Below are 26,155 nucleotides of genomic sequence, written 5' to 3'. Positions count from 1 at the left end.
AAGGAGTTTTTTGTTCTAGATAAAAATTCAAAGAAATTATTATGAAGCATTATATAGTTATATATAATTAAGCCGTAACAGCTGCGGTTAAACCTTTACTATTACTTTTTAAATCTAACGTACTTCTAATATTCTTATTGCCAAGAGCTGCTCTTCTAGCTTGAGAATGGGGATTAACAGCTAATTTTTCTAAACCTGCTCTATAATTAACATTATTAACTTCTAAGGTAGGCAGAATTACATTTTTTTGACGTTTAGCTTTTTTAACTTTACCAGACTTTTTAACTTTACTAGCAGCTTGAATGATTTCACTATTAAAATCGTTTGATATTACTGTATTATCAACGACAGATTTAACATATCTAGCATCACTAGAGCCTAATAATTTTGTTTGATCATCTTTTGTAGATGAAGCTAATAAAGAATTATTTTTGATGTTATTATCAAAGTTAGCTTTAAGCTTATTAATATTATATTTTAATTCTAATAAATTTTGAGCTTGTAAGGATAAAGCTTTAAATTTATTAGAATTAGTATCAGTAATTTTATTAAGTGATTTATTAATATTATTAAGCATTGTATTGATCGTATTAACATCAAGAATATTATCAAACGTTTTTCTGACCTTTTTAGTAATTTCTAACATTTGTAATGGTTCATTAATAAGTAAGTTTTCAAATAATCCTTTACTTGCTAATGAATTACATATTTCTGGTACTTGAGTTTTAAAATGCTTTATAATCTCAGCATTAACATTGGCAAAATGTTGTGAGGTAGCAGTAATAAAATTAATAATGGTCTGCAACTCATCAATTTTAAATTCTTTGTTAGGTCTAGTTTTATAAGTTTCGATAATGTTATAAAACTTGACAAATTCTTCTTTTAAATTTTGTGCAAAATTATTATTAAGCACGTTAACGCGATTTACAAATTTTACAAATAAAGCTTGTTTAAATTTATATATTTGTTGTTTTTGTATGTCATTGGCTGAATGTAAAATATGCTCATTAAAAGACTCATTAGCCATGTTAAATAAGGTATCCTGTTCCTTAAAACTTGAAGTAAAACTAAAAGTAAAATCTTTTAAAAATCCTACTAATATTTTTTTAAGTTCTATTTGATTTATATTCGCTTTTTTAGAAGAAGCGTTTTTATTCAACATTTTATCACCTTTAACTTATTACTAATTTAAAATCTATTTTACCATTTATTAATAAAAATGCAATCAAAATCTTTTTTACTATAAAAAAAGCATAGAATACAATTGATTAATTTAAAATTATTATTTTATCCTGAATTTAAGTTTAATATTTAATCCATTAAGCAATTTTTAAAATTACCTTCTAAATAATATCTATAAATATTTTAAGTGTATTTTCTATTTTTAATTTTGTAGAAAACTATTCTTTACAGTAGTTTAAGCTTGAACACTAATTTAAGTATAAGTTAAATATAACTAAATTTCATTATTTTATAAAAGCTATAAAAGAGAGATTAAAGCTGCAACTTTTCGATCTTCAAGTGTAAGAATATTATAGGTTCTAATTGCTGCAGATGAGGGCATAACATCTATTGAAATATTTAATTCTTTTAACTTACTTTTTATATCAAAAGAGATTGAGGTAATTGAATTACCTACTCCAATTAAAATAATTTCTGTATCTACATGATTATTAAAAAAAACATTAAAGTCATTTTCAGATAAATTAGAAGATGAATTCTCTAAACTGATAACTTGATCATTAATTAATAATATTTTACTACCATAAACCTCAGTATTAATAGTAAAAGAGTTTTCATTATAACTATTAATTATCTTTTTATTTTTAAAAGCTAATGGAGTAATATCCATTGTTTATACTCTAATAGATTTCTTTTTAGTAATATCAACCCAAGTTAATAAAAGATTTTTAGTTAAAAGGATATTAGAAACCATTGAAGATAAAATGCCTATAGTAAGACTGACTGCAAACCCTTTAACAGGTCCGGAACCAAAAACATATAGTAATAATGCTACAATTACAGTAGTGATATTAGAATCTAAAATAGCTGAAAAGGCATTTTTAAAACCATTTACAATAGCATAATTAAGGCTAAAATTATTTTTAATTTCTTCCCTAACCCTTTCAAAAATGAGGATATTAGCATCCACTGCCATTCCTATAGTTAAAACTATAGCTGCAATTCCAGGAAGTGTAAGGGTGGCGCCAAATAAGCTTAATGAAGCCATTATTAGTAACATGTTCATAATCAAAGAAATATTAGCAAATATGCCAAGTGCACCATATGTTAATAACATAAAGATGCACACAAGAATTAAGGCAATTATTCCAGCTTTTTTACCTGATTCAATAGAATCTGCCCCTAAACTTGGACCAATAGATCTTTCTTCTAAAATTAGCAATTCTGCAGGTAATGCACCTGCTCTTAAAAGTAAGCTTAATTCGTTTGCAGATTCAACTGTAAAGTTACCACTTATTATACCAGCCCCAGATAGTATTGGTTCACGAATATAAGGAGCGCTAATAACTTTATTATCTAACAATATAGCGAATCTCTTACCTACGTTTTCTTTAGTAACTTCGGCAAATTTTTTGCCACCAAAGGTGTTGAATTTAAAGCTAACTACAGGCATGCCATGATCAAATATTGCTCGAGCGTCAATAAGGTCATTACCACTAAGTAATATTTCTTTTTTAACTATATATTCTCTTTGTTCATCGTCACCTTCAACGATTATAGAATCATTAGGAGCAACGCGACTTGCAGTTGATGCCTCATCATTAACAAGCTGGAGAGTTAATTTAGCAGTTTTACCTAATAATTTTTTTAAGTGTTCAGGAGATGAAAGGCCAGGAACCTGAAGATCTATTAAATCAGCACCTCTTGGTTGAATGCTTGGTTCAGTAACGCCAGTTTCATCAACTCTTCTCCTAACAATTTCAATAGATTGTTCTATTAAAGCTTTGCGCATTTTTATAATGGCATCGTCATTATAGGTTAAAATTAAATTATCATCTTGTTTATCAATAGATAAATCCGATGATATTTTTCTTACAATTTTTTTAAATTGAGAGTAGTCATTATTATTTCTTAAATCTATAGATATATGTTTAAGAGTAGATTTTAAATTAACATACCCAATTTTTTCATTTCTTAATTCTTTTCTAAGTTGAGATTGAACAATATCATATTGTTCCCTTAAATATTGATCAAAGTTAATTTGAAGAAGTAGCTGAGAACCACCTCTTAAATCAAGACCTAAGTTAATTTTTTGTTCAGGAAATCCAGGCAGTTTATTACCAAAAAAACTTGGCACTGCAAAATAGGTTGCAAGTACATATATTATTAGTAAAAATACAGACTGGAATTTCCTATTATTAAACATTGCTACTCTTTATTTTCTTCAATTTTTTTATCTTTAGCTTTTTCGTCTTGCATTACATCTGAAATTGCACTTTTAAGCATTCTTACTTTTACATTTTGTGCTATTTCAACTTGAACATAGTTTTTGTCATCTTCAATTTTTACAAGTGTACCAATCATTCCACTATTAAGCACAACTTTATCACCAGTTTTTAAGTTTCCAAGTAAATTTTGATGTTCTTTTTGTTTTTTCATTTGAGGGCGAATTAACATAAAATAGAATAAAACAAAAATAACTATTAATGGTAAAAAATTAGTAAGTGTTTGATCGATTGCAGGTTTTGGACTTTCTGCAGTTGGTTTCACTGTTGAAGGTGTTGCAGCGCCTATTTCTACAGCATCTGCATAAGCGTTTTTAATGATAAAATTCATAAGTAATCTCCTATATAATTAAATTCCAGTTGAACCAAACCCACCTGTTCCTCTTTCGGAATCAGCAAGTTCTAGGGCTTCTAAAATTTCTACTTTTTCATATTTGTTAATAATCATTTGGGCTATTCTCATACCTCTGGTAACAGTAAAAGCTTTTTGCCCAAGGTTAATCAACATAACCTTAATTTCACCCCTATAATCAGCATCTATAGTACCAGGAGTATTTAATACAGTTATCCTTTCTTTTAACGCAAGACCAGAGCGAGGCCTAATTTGCGCTTCATACCCTTCAGGTAATTCAATTGCAAGTCCAGTAGGAATTAATTCTACTTCACCAGGATTAATAACTATTTCGTTTGCAACTGCAGCCATTAAATCCATTCCGGCACTAGAAGGTGTAGCGTAGAATGGTAAATCTAATTCTTGTGCGTGATCTAATTTTTTTATATACAATTTTATCATATTAACCCTTTCTTCTTGATGCTATGTAACTTATAAATAATGTACTTGGAATAATTAATAATGAGCCAAGTAAGGTATTAAATCCAGGTATTTCTCCAAAGAATAAATATCCAAAATAACCTGAAAATAGAATTTCAAAATATCTAAATGGTACTAACGCAGAAGCATCAGCCATTGAGAAAGCTTTAAGCAAACAATATAGTAATAAGTTTGCACCGACTCCTAAAACTATAAGTAACAAGAAATCTTCATTACTAGGTGTAACAAATTCATTTATTATAAAAGGTACGCTACATAACATTGTTATTATGTTTGAATAAAATATCATGGCAATCATCGATTCTTTTACCACATATTTTTTATTAACTACATCAAGTAACGCAAACATAAACGAAGCTAAAAGTAGAACTACAGCTGTAATATCAATAGCTTCTGGTTTAAAAGCTACGATAAATACTCCTACGAAACCAATTAAGGTTGCAACAGCCCTTGCAGAACCAACTTTTTCATTAAGAATTATTTTAGCTAAAATAAGAACAAATATTGGAATAGTAAAATTTATGACAGTTGCAGTAGCTACGTGGATATTGTTTAAAGAATGAGTCCAAATCCAAATGCCTCCAAATAATAAAGTACCTCTAATTACATGAATAATTTTATTACTAGAATAAAGAGATTTTTTACCTACTTTTATTATAAAAGGAATAAGAGCAATTGTCCCAAAAAAGAACCTAAAGAATACGATCTCAAAGCTGTTTATATTTTTCCCTAATTTCTTAGTAACAATATCATTAGCAACACCAATAATTATGCTACAAAGAAACCAAAAGACGCCTATAAAATATTTGTTTGAAATTTTATCCATCATTTATCTCTTTAATAATTGAGTAAAAATATATAAACTTTTTTGAATATTAGGACAAGGTAAATTTATATTTCTTATTTTTAAATGATAAAATACCACTTATACCGAGTAAAATTACTGATAACCAAATAAAATTGATAAATTTTCTTTCATAAAATCTAATAAATAGAGAATTTGTAGTGGTATCATAACTACCCGTTACAATATACAGATCTTCAAATATATAATGTTTAATTGCAGCTTCACTAATAGTAGTTTTCTCAATAGGGTATAACCTTACTTCCGGTTCAAGAATAATAGATTTTACATCATTAGAAATTTTAATTTGAGCTATTTGGCTAAGATAATTTTTACCATGAGAATATTTGATGTTTAAAAACTTAATATTATTGTGATTAAAAGATGTTTCACTATGTAATTTTAAATTTGCTTCATAATATGTACTATATTTAAAAGCGATTATCGCAGCAAAAATAAGTAAACCAAACCCTAAATGCCCTAATATTAATGCATAATTTTTATTCTTAAAGGTTAAATATTTTAATAATGTAGTAATTATTAAATTTAAGGAAAATAATAGTCCTAATGTACCAAAAAAGGTAGTAGACCCATAAATTTCTCTTACAAGTAACAATAAAATGCTTGATAAAAATAGTGTAGAAATAAATTTAGGTAAATAAAGCTTAATTTTATTCTCTTTCCAAGCGATTATCATGCCAATACTTGCAAATAAAAGTATAGGGAGCATTAACGGTAAAAAGGTTTTTTCATAATATAATTCTCCAACTGAAACAGCTTGATTAAATACAATATAGCTAAATACGGGGTAAAGAATAGCCAGAGTTATGATAAGCGCTCCGGATAGTAAAAATATATTATTTAAAAAAATTAGTGATTCTCTCGAATTAACTTTGAATTTATCAGGCAAGGATTTATTTTTTGTTATATAAATCAGTAAAGAAAATAGAGAAATTAATGAGATCAAAATTATTAGATAAATACCTCTGTCTGGGTCTGTGGCAAAACTATGAACTGATGTTATAATGCCAGACCTTACTAAGAAAGTTCCTAAAAGAGAAAAAATATAAGTTAAAATTGATAGAAGTTTAAACCAGGAATCAAAAATTTTTCTTTTTATATTAACTATAACTATATGTAAAAGAGAAGTTGCAGCGAGCCAAGGAATTAATGAAATATTTTCTATAGGATCCCAAAACCAAAAGCCGCCCCAACCTAATTCACGATAAGCCCACCAACTTCCTAAACCAATGCCTAATGTAAGAAAAGACCAGGATATATTTATCCAAGGCTTTAGATTCCTTCCGAAGGTATTTGTGGAACTATTTATTAATAATGCAAGAGTAACAGCAAATGGTATAATAAAACCCCCATATCCAAAATATAAAATAGGAGGGTGAATGGCTAATGCAATATCTTGCAATAAAGGGTTTAATCCTAAACCTTCACTTGGAGTAGGGGAAATAATTCTAAAGGGATTTGATGTAAAGAAAATATAGCTAGTAAAGCTCATAATAATTATGTAAGCAATTATATTTGCGTACAATTTTATTTTTTCATCTATTTTTGAGAAGATATTAAAAAGATTTACGTAAATGATTTTTACAAAAATAATAAGAATTAGCGAACCTTCATGGTTACCCCATGATCCTGAAATTTTATATATTAAAGGTTTTAGCTGATGTGAATTTAAATAAACATTTTCTACGGAAAAATCAGAGATAATAAAACCGTAAATTAAATTTAAAAAACAAAATAAACCTGTAAAAAATAAAATTTTACTTGCAATTTTATAGATTTGAGGTTTAAAATATATTAAAAAAGAATTAATTAGGCAAATTAGTATTATTAATATAAGACAGCTATTGCCTATAATATTTATCATAATTGTATGTTCTAAGATATTGTTTTGCAGATAATAATCTATTATTTTGTTAACACAAGCTAGAATTTATGATATGTATATTATATAATTATATTAACCTTTTTCATCAATTCTCAAGTTTAAAATGATTGACCGTAAAAACAAAATTATAGAGTTTTACTCGAGTTTGACAATGGAGCAACGAAAAAAAGCTAATTTACTTCGTGACCATTTGGATGTGCTTATTACGGCTTACAATGAAGAAGATGATTTAATCAGAAATATGTTATCTGAAGATAACAAATTAGATTTATCAAATTTTAATATTGTTGATCAGGATCTAAGAGAAGTAAACTTTAGTAATTGCATTTTGAAGAACTGCAATTTTAAAAGAAGTAAATTTGATAATAACTCTATTAAAGAAATAATTAATAGAGCTTCAAGCGATCATTTACTTATAGAAGGTATTGATTTATCGAGTACTGATCTTTCAAGTAAAACAATTTATGAGAGAGCTTTAGGAGATAAAGTAAATATACCGTACTATTTTAAAGGATTAATGTTAGATAAATCAAGTTTTGAAAATTCTGATCTTACTAATGCTAATTTTGATGAGACATCTTTAAAATATGTCAATTTTTCATATGCAAATCTAACTGGTGCAACTTTTATTAAAAGTGACATTTTTCAAGCTAATTTTACTGATGCTATATTTTTCCCAAATCAATTAGCTCTTTCAACAAATTTTAACCAAGCGATTTTCTCTGAGCCTAAAATTATTGATGAAATATTGGAATGCTATAATGAAATTATAAATCCTGATAATCCATTAATTAAATTTATGAAAGATATAATACGATGGAATAAATTTGCTATTAAAAATATGCTTATTAAATTTATCAATAAAAGAAAAATTTCTGCAAAATCTCAGCGTCCTGTTCAAGCCTCAGCTAATATCGAAAATCAAACAGTGCAGTTTCAAAATTATGTGGCGGATAAATCATTTGTTGACTCTGTACAAGCCAAAAGTAATAATACAGATAAAATTATTAAAAAATAAGATCGATTGCTATGCAAGAAAACCAATATATTTGGTTTGATAACAAACAAATTTTTTTATCAGAAGCCAAAATTCCTTTATTAACTCATGGATTACATTATGCAAGCAGTGTTTTTGAAGGGATAAGAGTATATAACGGCACTATTTTCATGTTAGAAGAACATATTGATAGATTATTTATCTCTTCTCAACTCCTAGATATGAAAATTAATTTCTCTAAACAAGAAATTTTAACGGCTTGTCATAATATTGTGAAGGCTAACTTTATAAATAATGGCTACATAAGACCTTTCGTTTGGAGAGGAAGTGAAAGAATTCAAATAGCTGCTCCCCATAGTACAATTCATGTAGCAATTGCAGCATGGGAAGCTGGAGAAAGATATAAAGCACCTCTTGATTTAACAAAAGGACAAAGACTTATAACGGGTGATTTTAAAAGACCACCTGCAGAATGCATGCCATATAAAAGTAAGTGCGCTGGTAATTATACTATTGGTACAATCGAGAAACATAAGGCTATCGCTAAAGGTTATGATGATGCTCTATTATTAGATTACAGGGGTTATATAGCTGAGAGTACAAGTGCAAATATTTTTTTGATTATAAATGATGAATTGCACACTCCTATCCCTGATTGTTTTTTGAATGGTTTAACTAGACAAACGATCATTCAATTAGCTAACAAAATTGGAATAAAAATTGTAGAAAGACATATTATGGGTGAAGAACTAAAACAAGCTAAAGACGTATTTATTACTTCAACAACCCTTGAGATAATGCCTATTAATGCAATAAATAATTATATATTTTCGCGTCATCAAATTACTAATAATTTAATGAACGAATTTATTGCTCTCGCTTCTATCAAATTTGCTGTATAATAAAAAATTATCTAAACTATATTACTTGTTTAGGTTTTTTAGCATTAATACGCATTAAAAGTTCTTTGCTAGGACGGAAATAAACATAACCCATATCAGTAACATCAACCATGATATTTGTTTTTGGATTACGTGCTGTGCGAGCTTTACGTTTTCTGACAGAAAAACTACCAAAGCCTCTTATTTCAATTCTACGCCCTGTAAGTAAAGCGCTAGATATTTCATTAAAGAAAATATCAATTATATTTCTAGCTTCATCTTGAGTAATGCCCGCATGAATTTTTACTAATTCTAGGCTTAACATATGTTTATTCATAAAATAACCTCATTGCTTACGACTTAATCTTAAAACTAAAAACTTCTCTTACATAAGAAGTAATTTTGTTAGTGAAAGAATCCAAAAGTAGCTCTAATTCATTTTTGTCAGCTTCAATTGAATAATCTTTAACTTCCAAATCAAGTTTCTTTTCATTTTTGAGCCATTCGAGTGCTTCTTCTTCACCGCCGATAGCATCCGTAAGCCCTAATTTTATAGCATCACGACCAATAAATATTTTGCCGTTAGCTACTTGTGCTAATTGTGCGTCATTAAAATTTCTTCTCTTTTTGACAATATCCTTGAATACGTCAAAGGATGTCATTAAAGAGTTTTTTAATTCAGCTTCAATTTCCGGTTCTAATTTTTCAAAAGGCGATGGTGTTGCCTTAAATTTGGATGATTTAATAGCTCTTGGGGTAATACCTAATTTGCTTAACATTTCGGTAACCTCAAAACTTTCAAAAATCACTCCTATAGAACCAGTAATTGTTCCTTCATAGGTAAATATTTTATCACTCCCTAAAGCCACTAAGTACCCACCAGAAGTAGCAATATCACCCATTACAGCCACAATAGGTACTTTTTCACCTATTTTTCTTAAAGCTTTATAAATCGCCTCGCTTCCTACTAAAGTTCCGCCAGGACTGTTTATGTGTATAATCAAAGCTTTAACATGGCTATTATTTTTAAGTATAGTTAATTTTTTAACTTTTTCAAGATCATATCTTAAAATTTCAGCTATTTTAATTCTAGCAATATGATCACTTTGAAAGTTTGCTTTATTTTTCAATAAGATATTAGAAGTTTTAGAAAGAACGATAAATAGAAGAAGTATTGTGAAAATGCGCCAAATTAGTAAGTTTCGTTTTAATTTTTTACGCTCAATTAATAAATCATTATTTATAAATTGCATTTTAGCCACCGTAGCTTCTGATTAAACTCCCGCTTATCATATACCAACCATCTGAAATTACAAAGAAAATTAGCTTAAAAGGTAATGACACTACAACCGGAGGTAGCATCATCATACCCATAGCCATAAGAATTGAAGCAACAAGCATATCAATTATAAGAAAAGGTAAATATAAAAGAAATCCGATTTCAAAGGCTCTTCTAAGCTCACTTATCATAAATGCGGGGATTAATACTTGATAAGGAATATCTTCTTTTGTAATTTTTTTATCTTGATGCGTAAAGGTCATGAAAAGTTCAATATCTTTATCTCGTGTATGAGTAATCATAAATTTATGAAAGGGTTTGGCGATAATTGGTAATGCTTCCTTTTCAGTGATTTTTTCTTCAATAAGCGGTAAAATTCCATTGTTATAAGATTCATCAAAAACAGGTTTCATTATAAATAATGTTAAAAATAAGGCTAAGCTTATTAAAATAGTATTAGGAGGGGTTTGCTGTAATCCAATAGCACTTCTTAAAAAGGATAGAATAACGATAATTCTGGTAAAGCTTGTCACCATTATAAGTATAGATGGTGCTAAGCTTAAAATTGTTACCGCCAAAATTAATTGAATAACTTTAGCAGTAAATGCTCCACCTTCCATATCAAATGGCATATCCGCCGCCAAAGCATTAGGAGCTAAAAAAAATAATATTATTGATACAAATATTTTAAGCATTTGGTTTTATAAGGTTTCGTAGCTTATTAAATAATTTATTTATTTTTATACCTTTTACATTAATAATTGCAATACCTAAAATAGTAATTAAACCACCAATTGCAATATTCCAATTTAATTTTTCGCCTAAAAATATTATAGAACAGATAACTCCAAAGATTGGGGCAAGTAGAGAAAAGGGTGCAATTTGATGTACTGAATAGGTATGTAGCATTTGAGTCCATATACCAAATGCAATAATTGTTGTAGGAATAGCCATGTATAATATTCCTAACCAAACTGAAAAAGAAAAGTTTGGTAAATCTTGCAAACTTGTATCTTCTATCACAAGGCTCATTAATATTAAAAAGGGAAAACTAATTAATGAACCTACTGCTATAGTGGTATTAGGATTTACATAATGAACTTGTTTTAAAATAATATTATTTAATGCATAAAAGAAAGCAGCACTAATTGCGAGTAATACAAAAGCCATATTTACTTGGTTAACATTAGGTCCACCTACTACTATGATCATACCTATAAAGGCAATAATTAATCCTATTAATCTTCTTATTCCTAATGTATCTTTAAACAATAGAGATCCAAGCAAGCATGTAAAAGGAACTGACATTTGCTGACAAATAATTGTTGTTGCAACATCAAGGTTTTTGACAGCAGTTACAATTAAAGCTTGAAAGCCAAAAGCCATAATAAAAGCAGAAGCTACAATTTTTTTCCAGGGTAATTTCCATTTAAAGAAAAAGGGGCACATGATAGCAGCTACTATCATAAATCTAACCCCTGTTAACATTAATGGAGATGCATATTTTAATATAAATTTTGTTACTACATAACTTGAACCCATTAAAAAACTGGATAACGTTAAAAGTAATGCATCTCTAAGTATCATGTTAAAATAACCGCAAAGCTTATTGAATTATCAATTGATTCAATCATGTTCTCAATTGTACCGAAAGATATTTTCTCAGCTTGTGTTACATTTTGCAAATCTTTTATTATTTTAACATAATTTTCTTTTATGTTATTATCCTTAACATTAATAATAATTTCTTTTACAGGTGTTTTTAAAGATAAATTATTTTCTGCTTTAATACGTCTTACTTCCGCCAATATTTGAATAAAGTTCTCACCAATTACTAAAGCATTATCGTCAATAAATAATTCCTCTGAATTAGGCCAATTATTTTTTGCATGTATAAAGTTATTGGGATTATATATCGCACTATATAATTCTTCTGTAATGTGGGGAATGAAAGGTGCAAACAGCTTTAAAATATAATTAAGAGTAAAATAAAGGCTGCTAATAGCGCTTTTCTGACCTTCATTATCATCATTATTTTGATTATAAGCACGAGTTTTAACAATCTCTAAATAGTTATCACAAAATACATTCCAAAAGAAATCTTCTATGGCAGTTCTTGCAAAAGAATATTCGTAGTTTTCAAATTCTTTAGTAGCAAGTTCAACAGTTTGTTTTAATTTTGAAAGCATCCATAAATCAATTATATTAAAAATAATTTTATTATTTTTAGCTTCTAACAATGTTATATTATTTGGTTTGAAAATTTCAAAATATTGGGAAGAAAATTTTGCAGCATTCCAAACTTTATTTATTAGCTTACGGCCAATTTTAAATACTTCTTCAGAATAAGCTATATCTGCTCCAAGCCTAGAATTTGAAGCCCAATATCTAACTACATCCGCTCCCTTTTCTTCAATTAAATTTACAGGAGTTACAACATTTCCTTTTGATTTTGACATTTTTGTTTTATCTGCAGCCAAGCACCAACCACTAATCATTAAATTTTTCCATGGAACAGAATTTTCATGAAAATGAGATTTAACTAATGTGTAAAAAGCCCACGTACGTATTATTTCATGTGCTTGTGGTCTCAAATCAGCAGAGTAAAGTTTCGTGTGACGATCATAATCAATTGCAAGATCTTTATTAATAGCAAGACTATTAAGTTGTGGAGTTACAGAGCTGGTAGCCCAGGTATCCATTACATCTTTGTCAGGCTCAACCTCATCCCGTGAATATCCTTTTGGTAAATCAGTAAATGGATCTACTGGTAACTGGTCAGTGTCTGCTATGATTATTTTTCCTTCTTCGCCTTTACGTTTTGAATACCATGCAGGGAAGGGAACGCCAAAGAAGCGTTGACGACTAATACACCAATCCCAGTTTAAGCCATTAATCCAATTATCCATTCTATGCTTCATATACTCTGGATACCAAGTACATTCATTAGATTTCTTCAATAATTCTTCTTTATGATCGATAATTTTTACTGACCATTGTTCAGTAATTAAAATCTCTAAAGGTGTTCCTGATCTTTCAGCGCATTTTACCACGTGAAGAACTTCTTCGCTTTTTTGTAAAAGATTATTTTCTGTTAATAGAGTCACTACTTTAACTTTAGCATCTTTAACTTTTAAATCTTTTAATTCGTCTAAAAACTTTTTAGTAATATTTAAATCTAAAGCATCATTTGAGTAATCTAAATGTTCAAAAGTAAGTTTCCCATATCTATTAATGACTTGTCTAAGAGGAAGATTATGCTTTCTCCACCATTGAATATCAGTGATATCTCCAAAGGTACAACACATTACAAGTCCACTACCTTTTTCCATTTCAACTTTATCATCAAATATGACAGGAACTTTTATATTGAAAAGTGGAGTGATTAAATGTTTTCCTTTTAAGTGGCTAAAGCGAGCGTCATCTGGATGAGCAAGGACTGCACCACAAGCAGGTAATAATTCAGGGCGTGAAGTTGCTATTATATGATCATTATTATTTTCATCTTTAAAAATTATATGATGCATATAGCCTTTTAACTCTTGATCAACAATATCAGCTTGAGCTAAAGCAGTTTGATCGCTTGGATCCCATAAAGTGGGTTGGGGGCTACGGTAAACTAAATTTTTATTATATAAATCTATAAAAGATAATTGCGATATCTTACGAGATGTAGGACTTATAGTTTGGTATTCTTGTCTCCAATCAAAACTTAAAGCGGCTGATTTAAATAATTTTCTAAATTCTTCTTCTGCATCTTTCACGACTTCTTCGCAAATCTTAATAAATTCTTCACGAGACATTTGAGAGCCACGAATATTTCTACTTTTTTCAACTAATTTTTCAGTAGGTAATCCATTGTCATCAAAACCAATTGGGTAAAATACTTCAAATCCACGCATTCTTTTATACCTAGCTATAAAATCAGCTTGCGTGTAACTGAAAATATGACCCATGTGAAGCAATCCTGAAACAGTAGGAGGAGGAGTATCAATTACATAGCTTTGTTCACGTGATGCATTTTCATTCCAATGATAAACATTACTTGTAAACCATTTTTCTTGCCATTTTTTTTCAATTGTAAGGTGATCGTATTGATTAGGTAAATTTGTCATAAATATATTCCCACTCGTCATTTATAATATTGTATTTTTTTTGCTTTAAAAAATCTAAATATGAATGAATTTCTTCTCTTAATAATCTTTCACGATTTTTTCTAGCTAATAATTCCTCATTTAAGTTTCTTAATATTTCATGTAGGTTTTCAATTGACCCACTATTTAATTGAAATACTTTAATTTCATTAGTAATTTTATTTATTAAGTAATGATTTATTGCATCTTCAAATAATAGCTCACCATGGTAGTCATCTGCCACAGGTGGCAGTTTAACTAAATAAGGCGCTTTTTCTAAAAATGAGATATCTACACTTGTATCTCCACTTATAATTTGGTTTATTAAATTATCAAGTTCAAAATTATCTGTTTGAAGCATAATAATATGATCAAAATATTTATCTACTAAATGAGGTTGTAAAGTAAGAATACCAATGGTAAAGCCAATTTGTCTATCTAATTGAGCTTCTGGATTTAGATCAATTCTGTGCGTAACCGTATCTTGCGAATGTAAATTTGAGCGTTCACCGGGTTTAGCTCTATTGCTTTTTACTTCTTCCCAAAAACGCTGTTTAATTGCACTATAGAAATTGCTACAAACAATTCTATCTTTAATTTTACTAACTTCTTTAAATAGATTACTTTCTACTAGCGCTTTACCTTCATGATCTAAAGTTTTGGCATTAGAAGGCACAAACTTACGCCAAATCATATCTAATAAAGAAATAGGATTTTCAATCAATGAATGTAAAAGTTCAGTTTGTCCGCTCTGTACCATTTCATCCGGGTCTTTACCTTCAGGTAAGACTATAAATTTAACAGTAAAACCTGGGGTAATATTAGGTAAAATAACATCTTCAATAGCTCTATACATTGATTTCTGACCAGCGTTGTCGCCATCAAAGCATAAGATAGGTTCATTCGTAAATTGCCAAATAAGTTTTAATTGATTAATAGTTAGAGCTGTACCTAGAGGTGCTACAGCATAGTCTATACCTGCTTTATATAACCCTATTACATCCATGTAACCTTCGGTTACAATAATTTTATTTAGCCCCTGACTTTTGATGTAATTTAAATTATAAACTATATCTCCCTTTTTAAAAATGTCAGTTTCAGATGAATTTTTATATTTTGGTAAATTATTATTAGATTCAATTAACCGACCACCAAAAGCAATTGGTTGATTTTTAAGGTCAAATATTGGGAACATTACTCTATCAAAAAAGCTATCAAGGATTTTGCCTTTATCATTTTTCCAAGCAAGACCCACTGCTATAATATCTTCTTGTTTAAACCCAAGATTTAATAAATATCTATTGATTGAATCATTAGATGGAGCAAATCCAATTTTAAAATGTTCTTCAATCTCCTTAGAAATCCCTCTTTTTTGTAAATAATTTTTTGCATTAGTAGCTGATGATAAATTTTTTTGATACCACTTTACGGCTTGCACCATTATTTGGTTAAAAACATCAAATTTTTGAAAAAAACCTGGGCTATATTTTTCAGGAAGTTTGACATTAGTAAGTTTAGCTAAGTAACGTAAAGCTTCACCAAATTCCATGCGTTCAAATTGCATGATAAAATCAAATGCATTACCATGCGCGTGGCAACCAAAGCAGTGATAAAATTGTTTATCATCATTGACTGTAAATGAAGGTGTACTTTCTGAATGAAAAGGGCATAAGCCAGAATATTCCTTACCTTTACGTTTTAAAACTACTTTTTTGCTTATAATCTCGGATAGTTTTACCCTAGATTTAATCTCTTCTAAAATGTTGGACATTTAATTTAAAATGTTAGAAGTATCTAAATTATAATTATTTACTAAGTTTTTCTTATATTCTTCTAAGAAAAACTGTATTGTATCTAAACCCATGGATTTATCAATATCTCTTAAAGATAATAAGTTACTTTTTTCTAATATAAAATCTATAACTTTTTTATTAAAAGGGTTATTTAACTTATCATAGAATTGTTTTTTAATTACTTCAACCGCTTGTAAATTGCCAAGCATATTTTGAGCTACAGCTAATTTTATGACCAATTTTTCCTTTAGACTGTCTAAAGGTAACCCATTAGCAGCCCAAATTTCTGTTAACATATTTAATTCTTCTTTTAGCTTTGTCCAATTTTTATTTCGCCAATAAATTTCAGCCCTTACAGCACTTGCATCTGTGCTTAAATCTGCTTTAGTTAAATTTAAAGCATCAGTTTCTTTACCAGCATCTATAAGAGCTTTTACAAGAAGAAACATTCGTTCTCTTTCTTTCTCATAAGTTAAAGATGAATCAAGGGGTAATTTAAGAGTTTCAATAGCTTTTTCAGGTTTATTATCAAGAACATAGATAAATGCTAATTGTGAAATTAAATTTGTTCTAAAATCACCTTTCGTTCTATATTTTACTTGATGCTCTAATAAAATCGAGGCTTGATCTAATAAATCTAGGACAATCATTTTATTAATCATTGTTTGAACTATTTGATCCCCTGCTTTACCAATAGGAATTAACTCTCTGAATTCAAAAAAAATTGTAGTTAATTCTAAATCACTTAGTCCTTTTCCCATTTCGCCGTTAAATATATTAACAAAATTGTTACTTAATTCTGTTGCAATATTAATAGTACCAGGCCAATTTGGAAAATTATCTACAAGTGTTTGCCAAGCTTGAAAGGCAGGTACAAATTTTCTAGTCTCTAAGTTTAATCTACCAAATAATTCTAATATCTCAGCCTCAACAAAATCTCCTCTCCAAACCATATCAAGTTTTGAAAGTTTTTTTATTGCTTCCTCTTTAGTAATTTTGTTAGTTTCAATTTCAATTTTTGTTAAATCAAATATAGCTCTTGCTCTGTTTTTTGGATCTAATAATTTTTTATCAGTTAAAATTTTGAACGTCTTTTGTGCGCTTTCATAATCTTTTTGTTCTTTTGCAAGTAAACCAGTGTAATAAGTTAAATCATTTTTATATTGCGGAATAATTTCTTTATTTAGTACCTCAATCAAATTTTCAGCAGCTTTATAATCTTTATTATCAATTAAATCATTTAACTCAATTAGGGCTAATTGCTGTTTAATTAAATTAGGATATTTACTCATAAATAAATTACGGTTTTCTAAGTAATTTATTTTATATTTAGAAAACTCATCATTAAGCGTTAAATTTGCAGCGGTTATCCAGGATTTAATTTCATTATGAAATTTAGGATGAATTTCTGCTAAATTAATGTCATTCCACAGATTACGTGAAATAACATGTTCACCGTCAAGGAAATATAAAAGCGCTTCTAAAACTTTATATTCAATTTTGGAGGCAAGTATAGGTTCATAAAATCTTGCGTTTTTTAAAGCAGATAAAGCTTCTGTAGGCATGCCATTTGTAAGGAAAAAATCAACAATCTTAAGCCTTATCTTAGTTTTTTTAAAACTTTCTGCAAATGTTAGTTCAGAAAAAAGTTTTTCAAGATCTTTTTTAAAGTTTGGATTGTTTATAGTTCTCCAATTTCCAAAGTTAAAAAAACTATCTTTAGTTTGATAATCTAAATTCTTCTTTTTAAAACTTGGTGAATCTAAAATTATTTTATTTTTTTCTTGTAGTATTTTAACTGAATCATTTTTCTTTAAAACTACTATACCAAGGCTTGTTGGAATAATTTCAAAATCAGTTTTACTAATTTTTTGTTCTACGTTAATTGTATCATTATCCACTGTAAAAATGGTTAAATCATCTCCAACAATCTGATCTACATAATTTAAAGCATTGCTTAAGCCAGGAACTTGGTAAAAGATATTAAAATCAGATGAAATTTCTCCTTCACCCATTTCATAAGCATCAGAATTTACCTTGTCTGGTGTTAAAGTGATTATCCAAGAAGTTGATTCACGATTAATTTTTATATTTTTATCAGATTTAATTTTATAAATAGCAAAGTTATTCTTAACTTGGAAAGTCATGCCTATTGTATTTTCCGTTGGAACTAAAGGTATATTTTGACTTTCGTTAAAAACAATATAAATAAATCCTGATCTTTTAAATACTGCTGCACTTACAGGTTTATTCCATTCAAAAGTTAAAATATCATCTTTATTTAATGAAATTACTTTAACAAAATTTTCATTTAAATTAGTACTTTCAACATTTAAGATCGGGGCTTTTATAGTTTTGTCGATTACAATTTTTTTCTCAGTTTTTTCTATAACTTTTGGATTTTCAGCTTGATTAACTGTTTTAGATTTTTCTACAGAAGTAATTATTTGTTCAGCAAAATTATTAAACTGGTTTTTAGAATTACTTGTTATAGATTTTTTTGTTTCTTCCTTTATTTTTATTATTTTTTTCTCATTTTTTACTTTACTGTTTTTGCTTTCATGATTTATTTCTTTTTTAACTTCTTTCTTTTCTTTAACAGCTTTTTTTTCATCTTTGTTTTTAGTTTCTTTAGGGGCTGAAATTTTAGGTTTAGTATTTAATTCTTTAATTAAATCTAACCCAAGAAAATTATCGCTTAAAAATTTTCTATAACGATAATTCTCATCTTCTAAAATTATAATAATTTTATTATCTTTTATCTCAATATTTTTGATACCATTACCTGTAATAGAAGGTATTTCAACTTTTGATCCTGCAGGAATATTAATAATAATTTTACTATCTAACTTATAAACCTTTAAATCATTTGATTTAAAATTTGATAAAATTATTCTTGTTAGATTAGGGCTTACAATTTTTTTTTGTAAACTAATATTATTAGCTAAGCTTGTAAAACTAAAGCTAATTAAAATAAAGGTCAAAAATATAATTTTATAGAACTTAATCATTAATAATTATCTCAAAACTGTGCGTAGATTCATCTGCCGCTTTTCCTTTTAAATTAGATATTCCAAATTCAATATTATAATTATATTGAAAAATTCTCAAGAAATTTGCAATTTCTTTTGTTCTTTCAATTAATAGTTCAAAATCAGAATCTAAATTATCATTTGTTTCATAATTAATTCCTAAAATTCTTACATTGTCTTGAAATTTCGAAATACTATTTGCAATTACAGTTAAAAAAGCTGTTCCAAGTTCAGTTAATTTTTTACTATCAGGGTCAAAAATTATTTTATGAGGTACAAAGATTTTTATAGATTTATTATCATTGGTAAGTTCTAAAGCATTGAGTTCCTTAATTTTTTTAAATTGGTTTTTTAATACTTGCTCTAAATACACAGTTTTTATCGAGCTTTCTTTAACCTTAAAGTCAGAGCTTTTTTTAAATATTGACTCAATATCATTAAAATCCTTATGTGAATACTTCATATTAACTGAAGTAACGATATGTTGCCATAATTTTTCAACAGGAATTTTATCAATGTAAATTAAAATAAAAAATGCGAGTAATAATGATAATAAATCACCTAAAATTAACATCCATACTAGATTGTTTTCTGATTCTTCTTTTAATAATACAGAAAAATTACCGTATTTAATTTCTTGCTTTTCGTAGTAATTTAAAATTTTCATGAAGTTTTAATTCTAAAAAAAATAGTTATAAAAGGTTTTTCTTGAAATAATACAGTAAAGTTTTCTTTATCATTTATCACATGGTTAAAAAATTTATTTATGTACCAAATTCTATCATTAATTATATTTTTTAAACTACTGCCGATATAAATGTCTAAATCTATTATTTCTTGTTTCCTATTTAAATAATTTGCCAAAGTCTCAAAAAAAAGTTTTTTATCTTTTAAAAATTGAGCTTTGTTATCTTCAAAAATTTCTTCTTCTGGAATATCTATTCTTACAAAACTAGGTTCATTAGTAATTTTAAAATTTTTAATTTCAAATTGCGTTATTAGTTGGCGAGCATCTTTTTCAAGGGTAATTAATAAATGATTGGCTGAAGCCCAATTATTTATAGGGAGATTATGATTATGACTATTAGCATTTGGAATATAATCTACATTTGTTTTATTTAAGCGTGATTGAGCGATTATCATTATAAAAAAGCTATTTAAGAGTAGATATAAGCTTATAGTTACAATTAACCGATTTCCCATGTTTACCTGTTAAAAATTAGCCTTATAAATGGCAGTTTAGTAAACTTCAGTGGTAAGTTTACTATATTATTACTAAATTTACCAAATTTTAAAGCATCGTCAATTCTATTTTGTAAAAATATTATAGTATCTTTTTGAGCTTCTGAATAATCTTCGAACCAATATAGTAATGTTGAGGCGTAGACAGCAGATAAAATGATTCTTTTAGAGTAATAATTAAAATCTAATGAATTATCTCCAGCAAGTTTCCATATTTTATCGACTGATAACCATAATTTTTTTGAGCCACGGAGAGTGTTGCTTGGAAGTGAAAGAAGACTTGATCCTGTTTTTAAAGTTTCTTTATATTTTTTTGAAATTTCTAAACGTGTTTTTATCAAATAGAAAATTTTTTCTCTAACTTTCAAAGACTTAAGATATTCGAAATCAAGTGATGAAGTATGTTTATAATCAATTATTTCTAACAGTTTTTCATAAACTGAAATAAGTTTATTAGGGAAATAGATAGATATTAAATTTGGGTCAATATCTGCTTTTTTCATGGAAAGCTTTAAAGCATGTTCTGTCCATCCTTCAAATGGAATGATTGTAGTGGCAATTTCTACAATTTTCTGTCTTTCCCTCTCAATTTCTGCTTGCATAAATAAAACTATATGATTAGTATTAGGCTTTAAATTTAACATTTGTTATAAAAAATAGCAAATATTCTAGGAAATGAAAAGGGGGTAAGAAATTTGGTAGTAGTAGTTTTACGTGATAACAACGTTGATCAAGGCTTAAAAGCTTTAAAAAAGAAAATGCAACGTGAAGGTTTGTTTCGCGAAATGAAAAAGCGTCGTGACTATGAAAAACCTTCTGTAAAAAGAAAGCGTAAGAAAAATGAAGCTATTAGGCGTTATAGAAAATTAATGCGTAAGCGTGATAGCGAGTAAACCCTAAATAAAAAAGCGTACTATTAATAGTACGCTTTTTTATTATAATTCTTAAAATTATAGAATAAGTTATTTTTTTACTAATCATTTACTTATTTTATCTTAAATAAAAATTAATTTAAAATCGTATAATACACTTCCAGCCTATATTAGTAGAAGGGTTATAAGTTATAAATTAAGCATTGCGATTAAAAAAGGTTGTAGATTGATTTTGTTCAGTTGATTGTTCAATTTTTTAATCTAACTTAAGCCGAAACACTTAGAATCTTTATAAAAAATTTAAAATAAATGACAGTTTTTGTTAAATAAGAATAATAGTTTAAATTATAACATAATTTTTATAAACCTGGATTACTATTTAAAATTCTGCTTTTAGAAAGCTCTACGTTAGTTCTATTGTTAGCATTTACTTTAATAAAATTAAAAACATTTTGAGTAATATCAGATAATTTTACATTACTTCTATATAGCTTTATTCCAATAAATAAACAAATCCCTAAAATTATAAAATTACAGAATTTCTTAGTGAACGCTCTTTCTTGCTCAGTTTTAATACTCTCGTCGACTAATGCTGTTTTGTATAAATTAGCTATTTCTATCAATCTATCGTCATCTGATTTATCCAGAGTTTTAAATATATCAGAAGGTAAAACTGCCAGAGTACCTTCAAATCCACATTGTTTTAAAAAACTAATCTCTTTACCTGCTTCTATAAAAAGATATTTACACTTAAGTGTGCCACCTTTAATAAAAAATTTAGAATTCTTACTAATAATAATAACATCAGATGTTAAATTTGAACAAGAAAGATAACAATTGCTATTTATATATTGTATTCTTCCCATTCTTCTACTTTTCATCTCTTACCTTCAATAAACAAATAAAATTTTTCTATAGTTCAGATTTGACCATAATGTTCAATTTAATAGAATGCGCTCTTATTAAATATTCACTTTATACTTCATAAATTAATTACATAACGATATTATAATATAATTAATAAAAGATTAAAAGTCAAGATAAAGTTTGTAAATTAATAATTATTAAGAAAAATTGGCTTTTGTCTCAATAATTTAAAGCAGTTAAGTGACAATTATCATTAAGAATAAAGTAGTTTTCTTTGTATAACTTACCTTACACTTGGCAAATTCATTTTTTGAAAGTTTAATCCATGGTACTTGTATAAAACAATTTAGGATATGAATTTATTCAAAGAAAATTCTAACAAGTAGAATTGCCACCATAATTGTACAAATGAAATAAGATAATAACATAGCAAGTCTTAAGCCGTAAGTGTATCCTAAATCGAATATTCTTTTACTATTGCTTGAGCCTTGAATAAGTTTTTCTAACTCGACAAATCTTTTATGAGCTAATTCAAAGCCTTTTTGATCTTTCATAATTACTAAAGGATCACACATGATATTTAAAATCTCTTCAAGATTTCCATTCTCTGCTACTTTATCCAATTTTTGTATTAACTCATTACGTAAAGTTTTGCTTCTAATATAACTTAAAATATTTTTTAAATATAATACGTACTTTGAAGATAAATTCTTTAAGCTACCGGTTCTAGATTCTCGTTGAGCAATAGCTAAAACTGCTAAAGATTTTATTATTCTATTATTTTCGATTTCTGGGAATTTTGCTAAGCTATTGAGTTTGATTTCTTTTTTTAAACCTATTCTTTGACCAATAAAGGCTGCAATATGCCTATCAATGCTATAAACCTCTTGGTGTTTTACAATTTCATTTAATTGAGTTAAAAGCCTAGGTATGCTATGGCAGTAGTAATTTACAACAAGAGGGCTTTGACAAGGAAGTTGTGGATTTAATTCATATATTACTCTTTCAATACCAAAGCATAAATCAAGTTTTTTTATAAACAACTTACATTTTTCAAAATTTATCATAAATACAGGATTTAAGCCTCTTCCTACGTTTATTCTAGAGTCATTTGCAATGCTTATAATAGCGCTATCTATAATTTGTTTAAAATAATTAGTAATTTCTTGATTATTTTTAACTATAAAATATGTTAGAGCTGTGGGTATTCCTTCAATATTTACAGATAAATCTTTATATCTTATACCCCCGTCAGGGTCAATTAAAGCAAGACTTCTTGACACTATTTCATCTTCATCAACACTTATAAAAATACTGTTACTAGCTCCAATCTTAACTGTATAACTTAACCTATCAGCAAGTTCTGAATTACCTACGGAAGTCTCAATCCATTTAACAATTTTAAAATCCTTAAAGATTTTTTTTGCTGAATCCCATTCTTTCCATAAAGCGTAACAAAGTGTACCAAGATTATAATATTTATTATCGCCGACAGCAAAAAAACGATACGCTTGTTTATAAACTTTTATAAGAGCAATATTATATTTCCTTCCTTTGAGCCACTCTATAATTTTTGGAGTTCCCCAACGATCTGTTTTACGATCACATAATAAACCTTTAAGTAAACTTTTGAAGTTTGGAGTTAAAGGAGAATCTTTAATGTAAATATCATAAGAACCCTCAGTAACTCTTAAATTAATCAAATCGCTTTCATTAAATCCATCTGTAGGTAAAGATCCTCTTATTAAGTATATTATAAGAACACCCATAGCAAAGTAATCAATTGAAGTGTCAGAGTTACCTTTGCCAATCGGCAATGCTTGCATTCTTTCAATAGTTTCATATACTAAATTTTGTGTGAAACCACATGATTCTCTTACAGAATCACCAATAGTAATTTGATCGCCATTAATATAAATATTATCTGGATTGATTAATCCATGACAAATATTATAACTTTCGTAGATATTTATTACCTTTATTAAAATAGGAATAATTTTATCAAAAACAAATTGCTCACTGACTGGTCCATTATTCATTATATGTTCACGGAGAGAAACTCCTATTGGTCTCTTCATTATCACACATAAAGCAAAAGTTTCATTATTATTTATAGGAGTTATTTCTGCAGCAATAGGCTTTATAATTAAATTTGTAGTATAATCTTTTAAGGAAGTAATTACATCTAAACGCTGTACATACATGTTGTCATATACAAAAGCAAAAAACTCACTATCGCTATTAGTTTTCTTATCTTCTACAACATACGCTTGACCGAATTGAGTAGAAAAACTTTTAAGAGGTTGATCTGTTTTAATTGCATATCGATTGCTAACTAAATTTGGAGTAGTAGAAACATTAAAAGAGTTAAAAGCTTTTTGATTATTTTCATTAATACTATCTGAAAGTATATCTTCTGAGATATTTGTAGTATTTTGATTCATGTATTTAACATAACAAATTAATTAAATTATTAATTTGATGTTAAGCTGTATAAAGTGTAAAGTCAAGGTTAGGGTATATAAATAATTATATACTTAAGATAGTTTAATACCAGGTGACCAATTTTTAAAACCGTTTAAAAACTGCTTTAAATTTACTGGGTTTTTTCCAGCTCTTTGAAGAATTAATGGGTTAATTGAAGTAAAATCTCCGCAACTTATATTAAAGTCAGCATCTAAAATAATACCTGGTTCCGAGTTTACCTGTGGGCCTAGATGAGCTTTAAAAATTTTGATATTTTCATTATTTATTGTTATATAGCATCCGTTTTCCGAAAGTGCATTAATCTGGCGTACGACAAGATGAGCAGGGTTTTGCCAATTAATTTTATGCAATTCTTTATTAATTTTAGAAGCGTAAGTAGCTTTTGAATTATCTTGTTTTTCAAATATTAAATTTTCATTATTTAATATTTTATTTACCACCTTTAATGTAAGCTCAGAACCTAATTTGGCTAAAATATCATGTAAATCTTTAAAAGAAGTTTTATCGTCAATTATAAGGTGTTCACTTTTTAAAATAATATCTCCAGTATCCAAACCTTCATCCATTTGCATAATAGTAACACCTGTAGAAGGGTCACCTGCTAAAATTGCATGATGAATAGGAGCGGCTCCACGCCACCTTGGTAATAAGGAAGAATGGATGTTTATGGCACCGTATTTTGGAGTATATAGGATATCTTTTGGTAAAATTAGCCCATAAGCTGCTACAATGACTAAATCAGCATTAAGCGATTTAAAAAAATTTATATCTTCTTGATCTTTAAAATTTTTTGGACTGTAGACAGGAATATTATGTTCTCTAGCATAAATTTCAACTGGTGTAGGTTGTAGTTCTAACCCCCTACCTTTTGGTTTAGGGGGTTGGGTATACACTGCTATTAAATTACAGTCAGGTTGAGTATGTAACATTTTCAAGGATGGAATCGCAAATTCCGGTGATCCCATAAATATAATTTTCATGCTTTATTAATTTTTAATCTAAGAAGTTTATCTAATATTATTTTACGTTTTAACTGAGGTATATGGTCAACAAAGGTTATTCCATTAGTATGATCAATTTCATGTTGAATACATTTAGCGAATAATCCTTCGGCTTGGATAATATGCTCTTGCCATTCAAGATCTTTATATTTAACTGTTACAGTAGAAGGTCGTATTACTGAGGGGTATTGATTTGGAAATGACATGCATCCTTCATTAAGCGCAGTTTTTTCTTCAGAAAACTCAATAATCTCTGGATTTATCATTACAATAGGATTTTTATCTTTAGTTCCCCATTCAACATCAATAACTACAACTTTTTTATGAACCCCTATCTGTACAGCAGCAAGTCCTATGCCATCCTTTTGATACATAGTCTCTATCATATCGTTGACTAGTTGCCTAATTTCTTCATTAACTTCAGAAACGTGTTCGGAAGGTTGTTTTAATCGTGGGTCAGGGGCTACAATTAATGGTAAAACTGCCATTCAAAACTCCTAAAATTGAATAGGTTCACATTAT

The 26,155-nt window shown here is 27.9% G+C and carries 24 protein-coding genes; 3 read left to right on the top strand and 21 right to left on the bottom strand.

Going from position 1 to position 26,155, the window contains the following annotated elements:
* Positions 1-67: 67 nt before the first annotated feature.
* From J0H68_05530 to J0H68_05500, 7 genes are all read right to left on the bottom strand, one after another.
* Positions 68-1,162, bottom strand: a complete 1,095-nt coding sequence (locus J0H68_05530) for a hypothetical protein (protein MBN8828149.1) — start codon at positions 1,160-1,162, stop codon at positions 68-70.
* Positions 1,163-1,480: 318 nt separating this feature from the next.
* Positions 1,481-1,852 (bottom strand): Mth938-like domain-containing protein, encoded by a 372-nt coding sequence (locus J0H68_05525; GenBank protein ID MBN8828148.1) that lies wholly within the window; start codon positions 1,850-1,852, stop codon positions 1,481-1,483.
* Positions 1,853-1,855: 3 nt separating this feature from the next.
* Complete coding sequence (secD, locus tag J0H68_05520; GenBank protein ID MBN8828147.1) at positions 1,856-3,388, bottom strand: protein translocase subunit SecD; 1,533 nt, start codon at positions 3,386-3,388, stop codon at positions 1,856-1,858.
* Between the two features lie 2 nt (positions 3,389-3,390).
* Positions 3,391-3,798: a preprotein translocase subunit YajC gene (yajC, locus tag J0H68_05515; protein ID MBN8828146.1), complete on the bottom strand. Its 408-nt coding sequence runs from the start codon at positions 3,796-3,798 to the stop codon at positions 3,391-3,393.
* An 18-nt stretch (positions 3,799-3,816) separates the two neighbouring features.
* Positions 3,817-4,260 (bottom strand): dUTP diphosphatase, encoded by a 444-nt coding sequence (gene dut / locus J0H68_05510; protein MBN8828145.1) that lies wholly within the window; start codon positions 4,258-4,260, stop codon positions 3,817-3,819.
* A gap of 1 nt (position 4,261) precedes the next feature.
* Entirely contained in the window at positions 4,262-5,128 is an 867-nt protein-coding gene (locus tag J0H68_05505; protein MBN8828144.1) for a DMT family transporter, read from the bottom strand.
* A gap of 46 nt (positions 5,129-5,174) precedes the next feature.
* On the bottom strand, positions 5,175-7,028 hold the full coding sequence (locus J0H68_05500) for a heme lyase CcmF/NrfE family subunit (protein MBN8828143.1): 1,854 nt from the start codon (positions 7,026-7,028) through the stop codon (positions 5,175-5,177).
* A gap of 172 nt (positions 7,029-7,200) precedes the next feature.
* On the opposite strand from J0H68_05500, the gene J0H68_05495 reads away from it, so the two are divergent.
* Together J0H68_05495 and J0H68_05490 are read left to right on the top strand one after the other, a co-directional pair.
* Positions 7,201-8,067 carry a pentapeptide repeat-containing protein gene (locus J0H68_05495; GenBank protein ID MBN8828142.1) on the top strand — a complete coding sequence of 289 codons (867 nt, stop codon included), beginning with the start codon at positions 7,201-7,203 and terminating at the stop codon, positions 8,065-8,067.
* 11 nt (positions 8,068-8,078) lie between these two features.
* Positions 8,079-8,948 carry an aminotransferase class IV gene (locus J0H68_05490; protein MBN8828141.1) on the top strand — a complete coding sequence of 290 codons (870 nt, stop codon included), beginning with the start codon at positions 8,079-8,081 and terminating at the stop codon, positions 8,946-8,948.
* 16 nt (positions 8,949-8,964) lie between these two features.
* On the opposite strand, the gene J0H68_05485 is transcribed toward J0H68_05490, so the two are convergent.
* The 10 genes from J0H68_05485 to J0H68_05440 all read right to left on the bottom strand — a co-directional run bounded on the left by J0H68_05485 (position 8,965) and on the right by J0H68_05440 (position 21,008).
* Positions 8,965-9,264: an integration host factor subunit beta gene (locus J0H68_05485; protein ID MBN8828140.1), complete on the bottom strand. Its 300-nt coding sequence runs from the start codon at positions 9,262-9,264 to the stop codon at positions 8,965-8,967.
* A 16-nt stretch (positions 9,265-9,280) separates the two neighbouring features.
* On the bottom strand, positions 9,281-10,180 hold the full coding sequence (sppA, locus tag J0H68_05480) for a signal peptide peptidase SppA (protein ID MBN8828139.1): 900 nt from the start codon (positions 10,178-10,180) through the stop codon (positions 9,281-9,283).
* Between the two features lies 1 nt (position 10,181).
* Positions 10,182-10,901, bottom strand: a complete 720-nt coding sequence (fliP, locus tag J0H68_05475) for a flagellar type III secretion system pore protein FliP (protein MBN8828138.1) — start codon at positions 10,899-10,901, stop codon at positions 10,182-10,184.
* Positions 10,894-11,793, bottom strand: coding sequence for an EamA family transporter (locus J0H68_05470; protein ID MBN8828137.1), 900 nt, complete (start codon positions 11,791-11,793; stop codon positions 10,894-10,896). The genes fliP and J0H68_05470 overlap by 8 nt, the downstream gene beginning before the upstream one ends.
* Positions 11,790-14,321 (bottom strand): valine--tRNA ligase, encoded by a 2,532-nt coding sequence (locus J0H68_05465; GenBank protein MBN8828136.1) that lies wholly within the window; start codon positions 14,319-14,321, stop codon positions 11,790-11,792. Before J0H68_05465 ends, J0H68_05470 begins: the two co-directional genes overlap by 4 nt.
* Positions 14,305-16,110, bottom strand: a complete 1,806-nt coding sequence (gene dnaG, locus J0H68_05460) for a DNA primase (GenBank protein ID MBN8828135.1) — start codon at positions 16,108-16,110, stop codon at positions 14,305-14,307. Before dnaG ends, J0H68_05465 begins: the two co-directional genes overlap by 17 nt.
* On the bottom strand, positions 16,111-19,116 hold the full coding sequence (locus tag J0H68_05455) for a hypothetical protein (GenBank protein MBN8828134.1): 3,006 nt from the start codon (positions 19,114-19,116) through the stop codon (positions 16,111-16,113).
* 19 nt (positions 19,117-19,135) lie between these two features.
* Entirely contained in the window at positions 19,136-19,831 is a 696-nt protein-coding gene (locus J0H68_05450) for a hypothetical protein (GenBank protein MBN8828133.1), read from the bottom strand.
* Entirely contained in the window at positions 19,828-20,307 is a 480-nt protein-coding gene (locus J0H68_05445) for a hypothetical protein (GenBank protein MBN8828132.1), read from the bottom strand. The genes J0H68_05450 and J0H68_05445 overlap by 4 nt, the downstream gene beginning before the upstream one ends.
* Positions 20,308-20,369: 62 nt before the next feature.
* On the bottom strand, positions 20,370-21,008 hold the full coding sequence (locus tag J0H68_05440; protein ID MBN8828131.1) for a COQ9 family protein: 639 nt from the start codon (positions 21,006-21,008) through the stop codon (positions 20,370-20,372).
* A 63-nt stretch (positions 21,009-21,071) separates the two neighbouring features.
* Between J0H68_05440 and J0H68_05435 the strand changes: the two genes are divergently transcribed.
* Complete coding sequence (locus J0H68_05435; protein MBN8828130.1) at positions 21,072-21,299, top strand: 30S ribosomal protein S21; 228 nt, start codon at positions 21,072-21,074, stop codon at positions 21,297-21,299.
* Between the two features lie 338 nt (positions 21,300-21,637).
* On the opposite strand, the gene J0H68_05430 is transcribed toward J0H68_05435, so the two are convergent.
* The 4 genes from J0H68_05430 to J0H68_05415 all read right to left on the bottom strand — a co-directional run bounded on the left by J0H68_05430 (position 21,638) and on the right by J0H68_05415 (position 26,121).
* A complete protein-coding gene (locus J0H68_05430) occupies positions 21,638-22,159 on the bottom strand; it encodes a hypothetical protein (protein ID MBN8828129.1) in 522 nt (173 codons plus the stop codon).
* 345 nt (positions 22,160-22,504) lie between these two features.
* The gene (locus tag J0H68_05425; GenBank protein ID MBN8828128.1) at positions 22,505-24,589 is read right to left on the bottom strand and encodes a hypothetical protein; all 2,085 of its coding nucleotides are present in this window, start codon (positions 24,587-24,589) and stop codon (positions 22,505-22,507) included.
* 93 nt (positions 24,590-24,682) lie between these two features.
* Entirely contained in the window at positions 24,683-25,597 is a 915-nt protein-coding gene (locus J0H68_05420) for a methionyl-tRNA formyltransferase (GenBank protein MBN8828127.1), read from the bottom strand.
* 11 nt (positions 25,598-25,608) lie between these two features.
* A complete protein-coding gene (locus J0H68_05415; GenBank protein ID MBN8828126.1) occupies positions 25,609-26,121 on the bottom strand; it encodes a peptide deformylase in 513 nt (170 codons plus the stop codon).
* Between the last annotated feature and the right edge of the window lie 34 nt (positions 26,122-26,155).

It is taken from the genome of Sphingobacteriia bacterium (assembly GCA_017304685.1).
In the GTDB taxonomy this organism is placed as follows: domain Bacteria; phylum Pseudomonadota; class Alphaproteobacteria; order Rickettsiales; family 33-17; genus JAFKLR01.
This window is presented reverse-complemented; position numbering and strand designations above follow the sequence as displayed.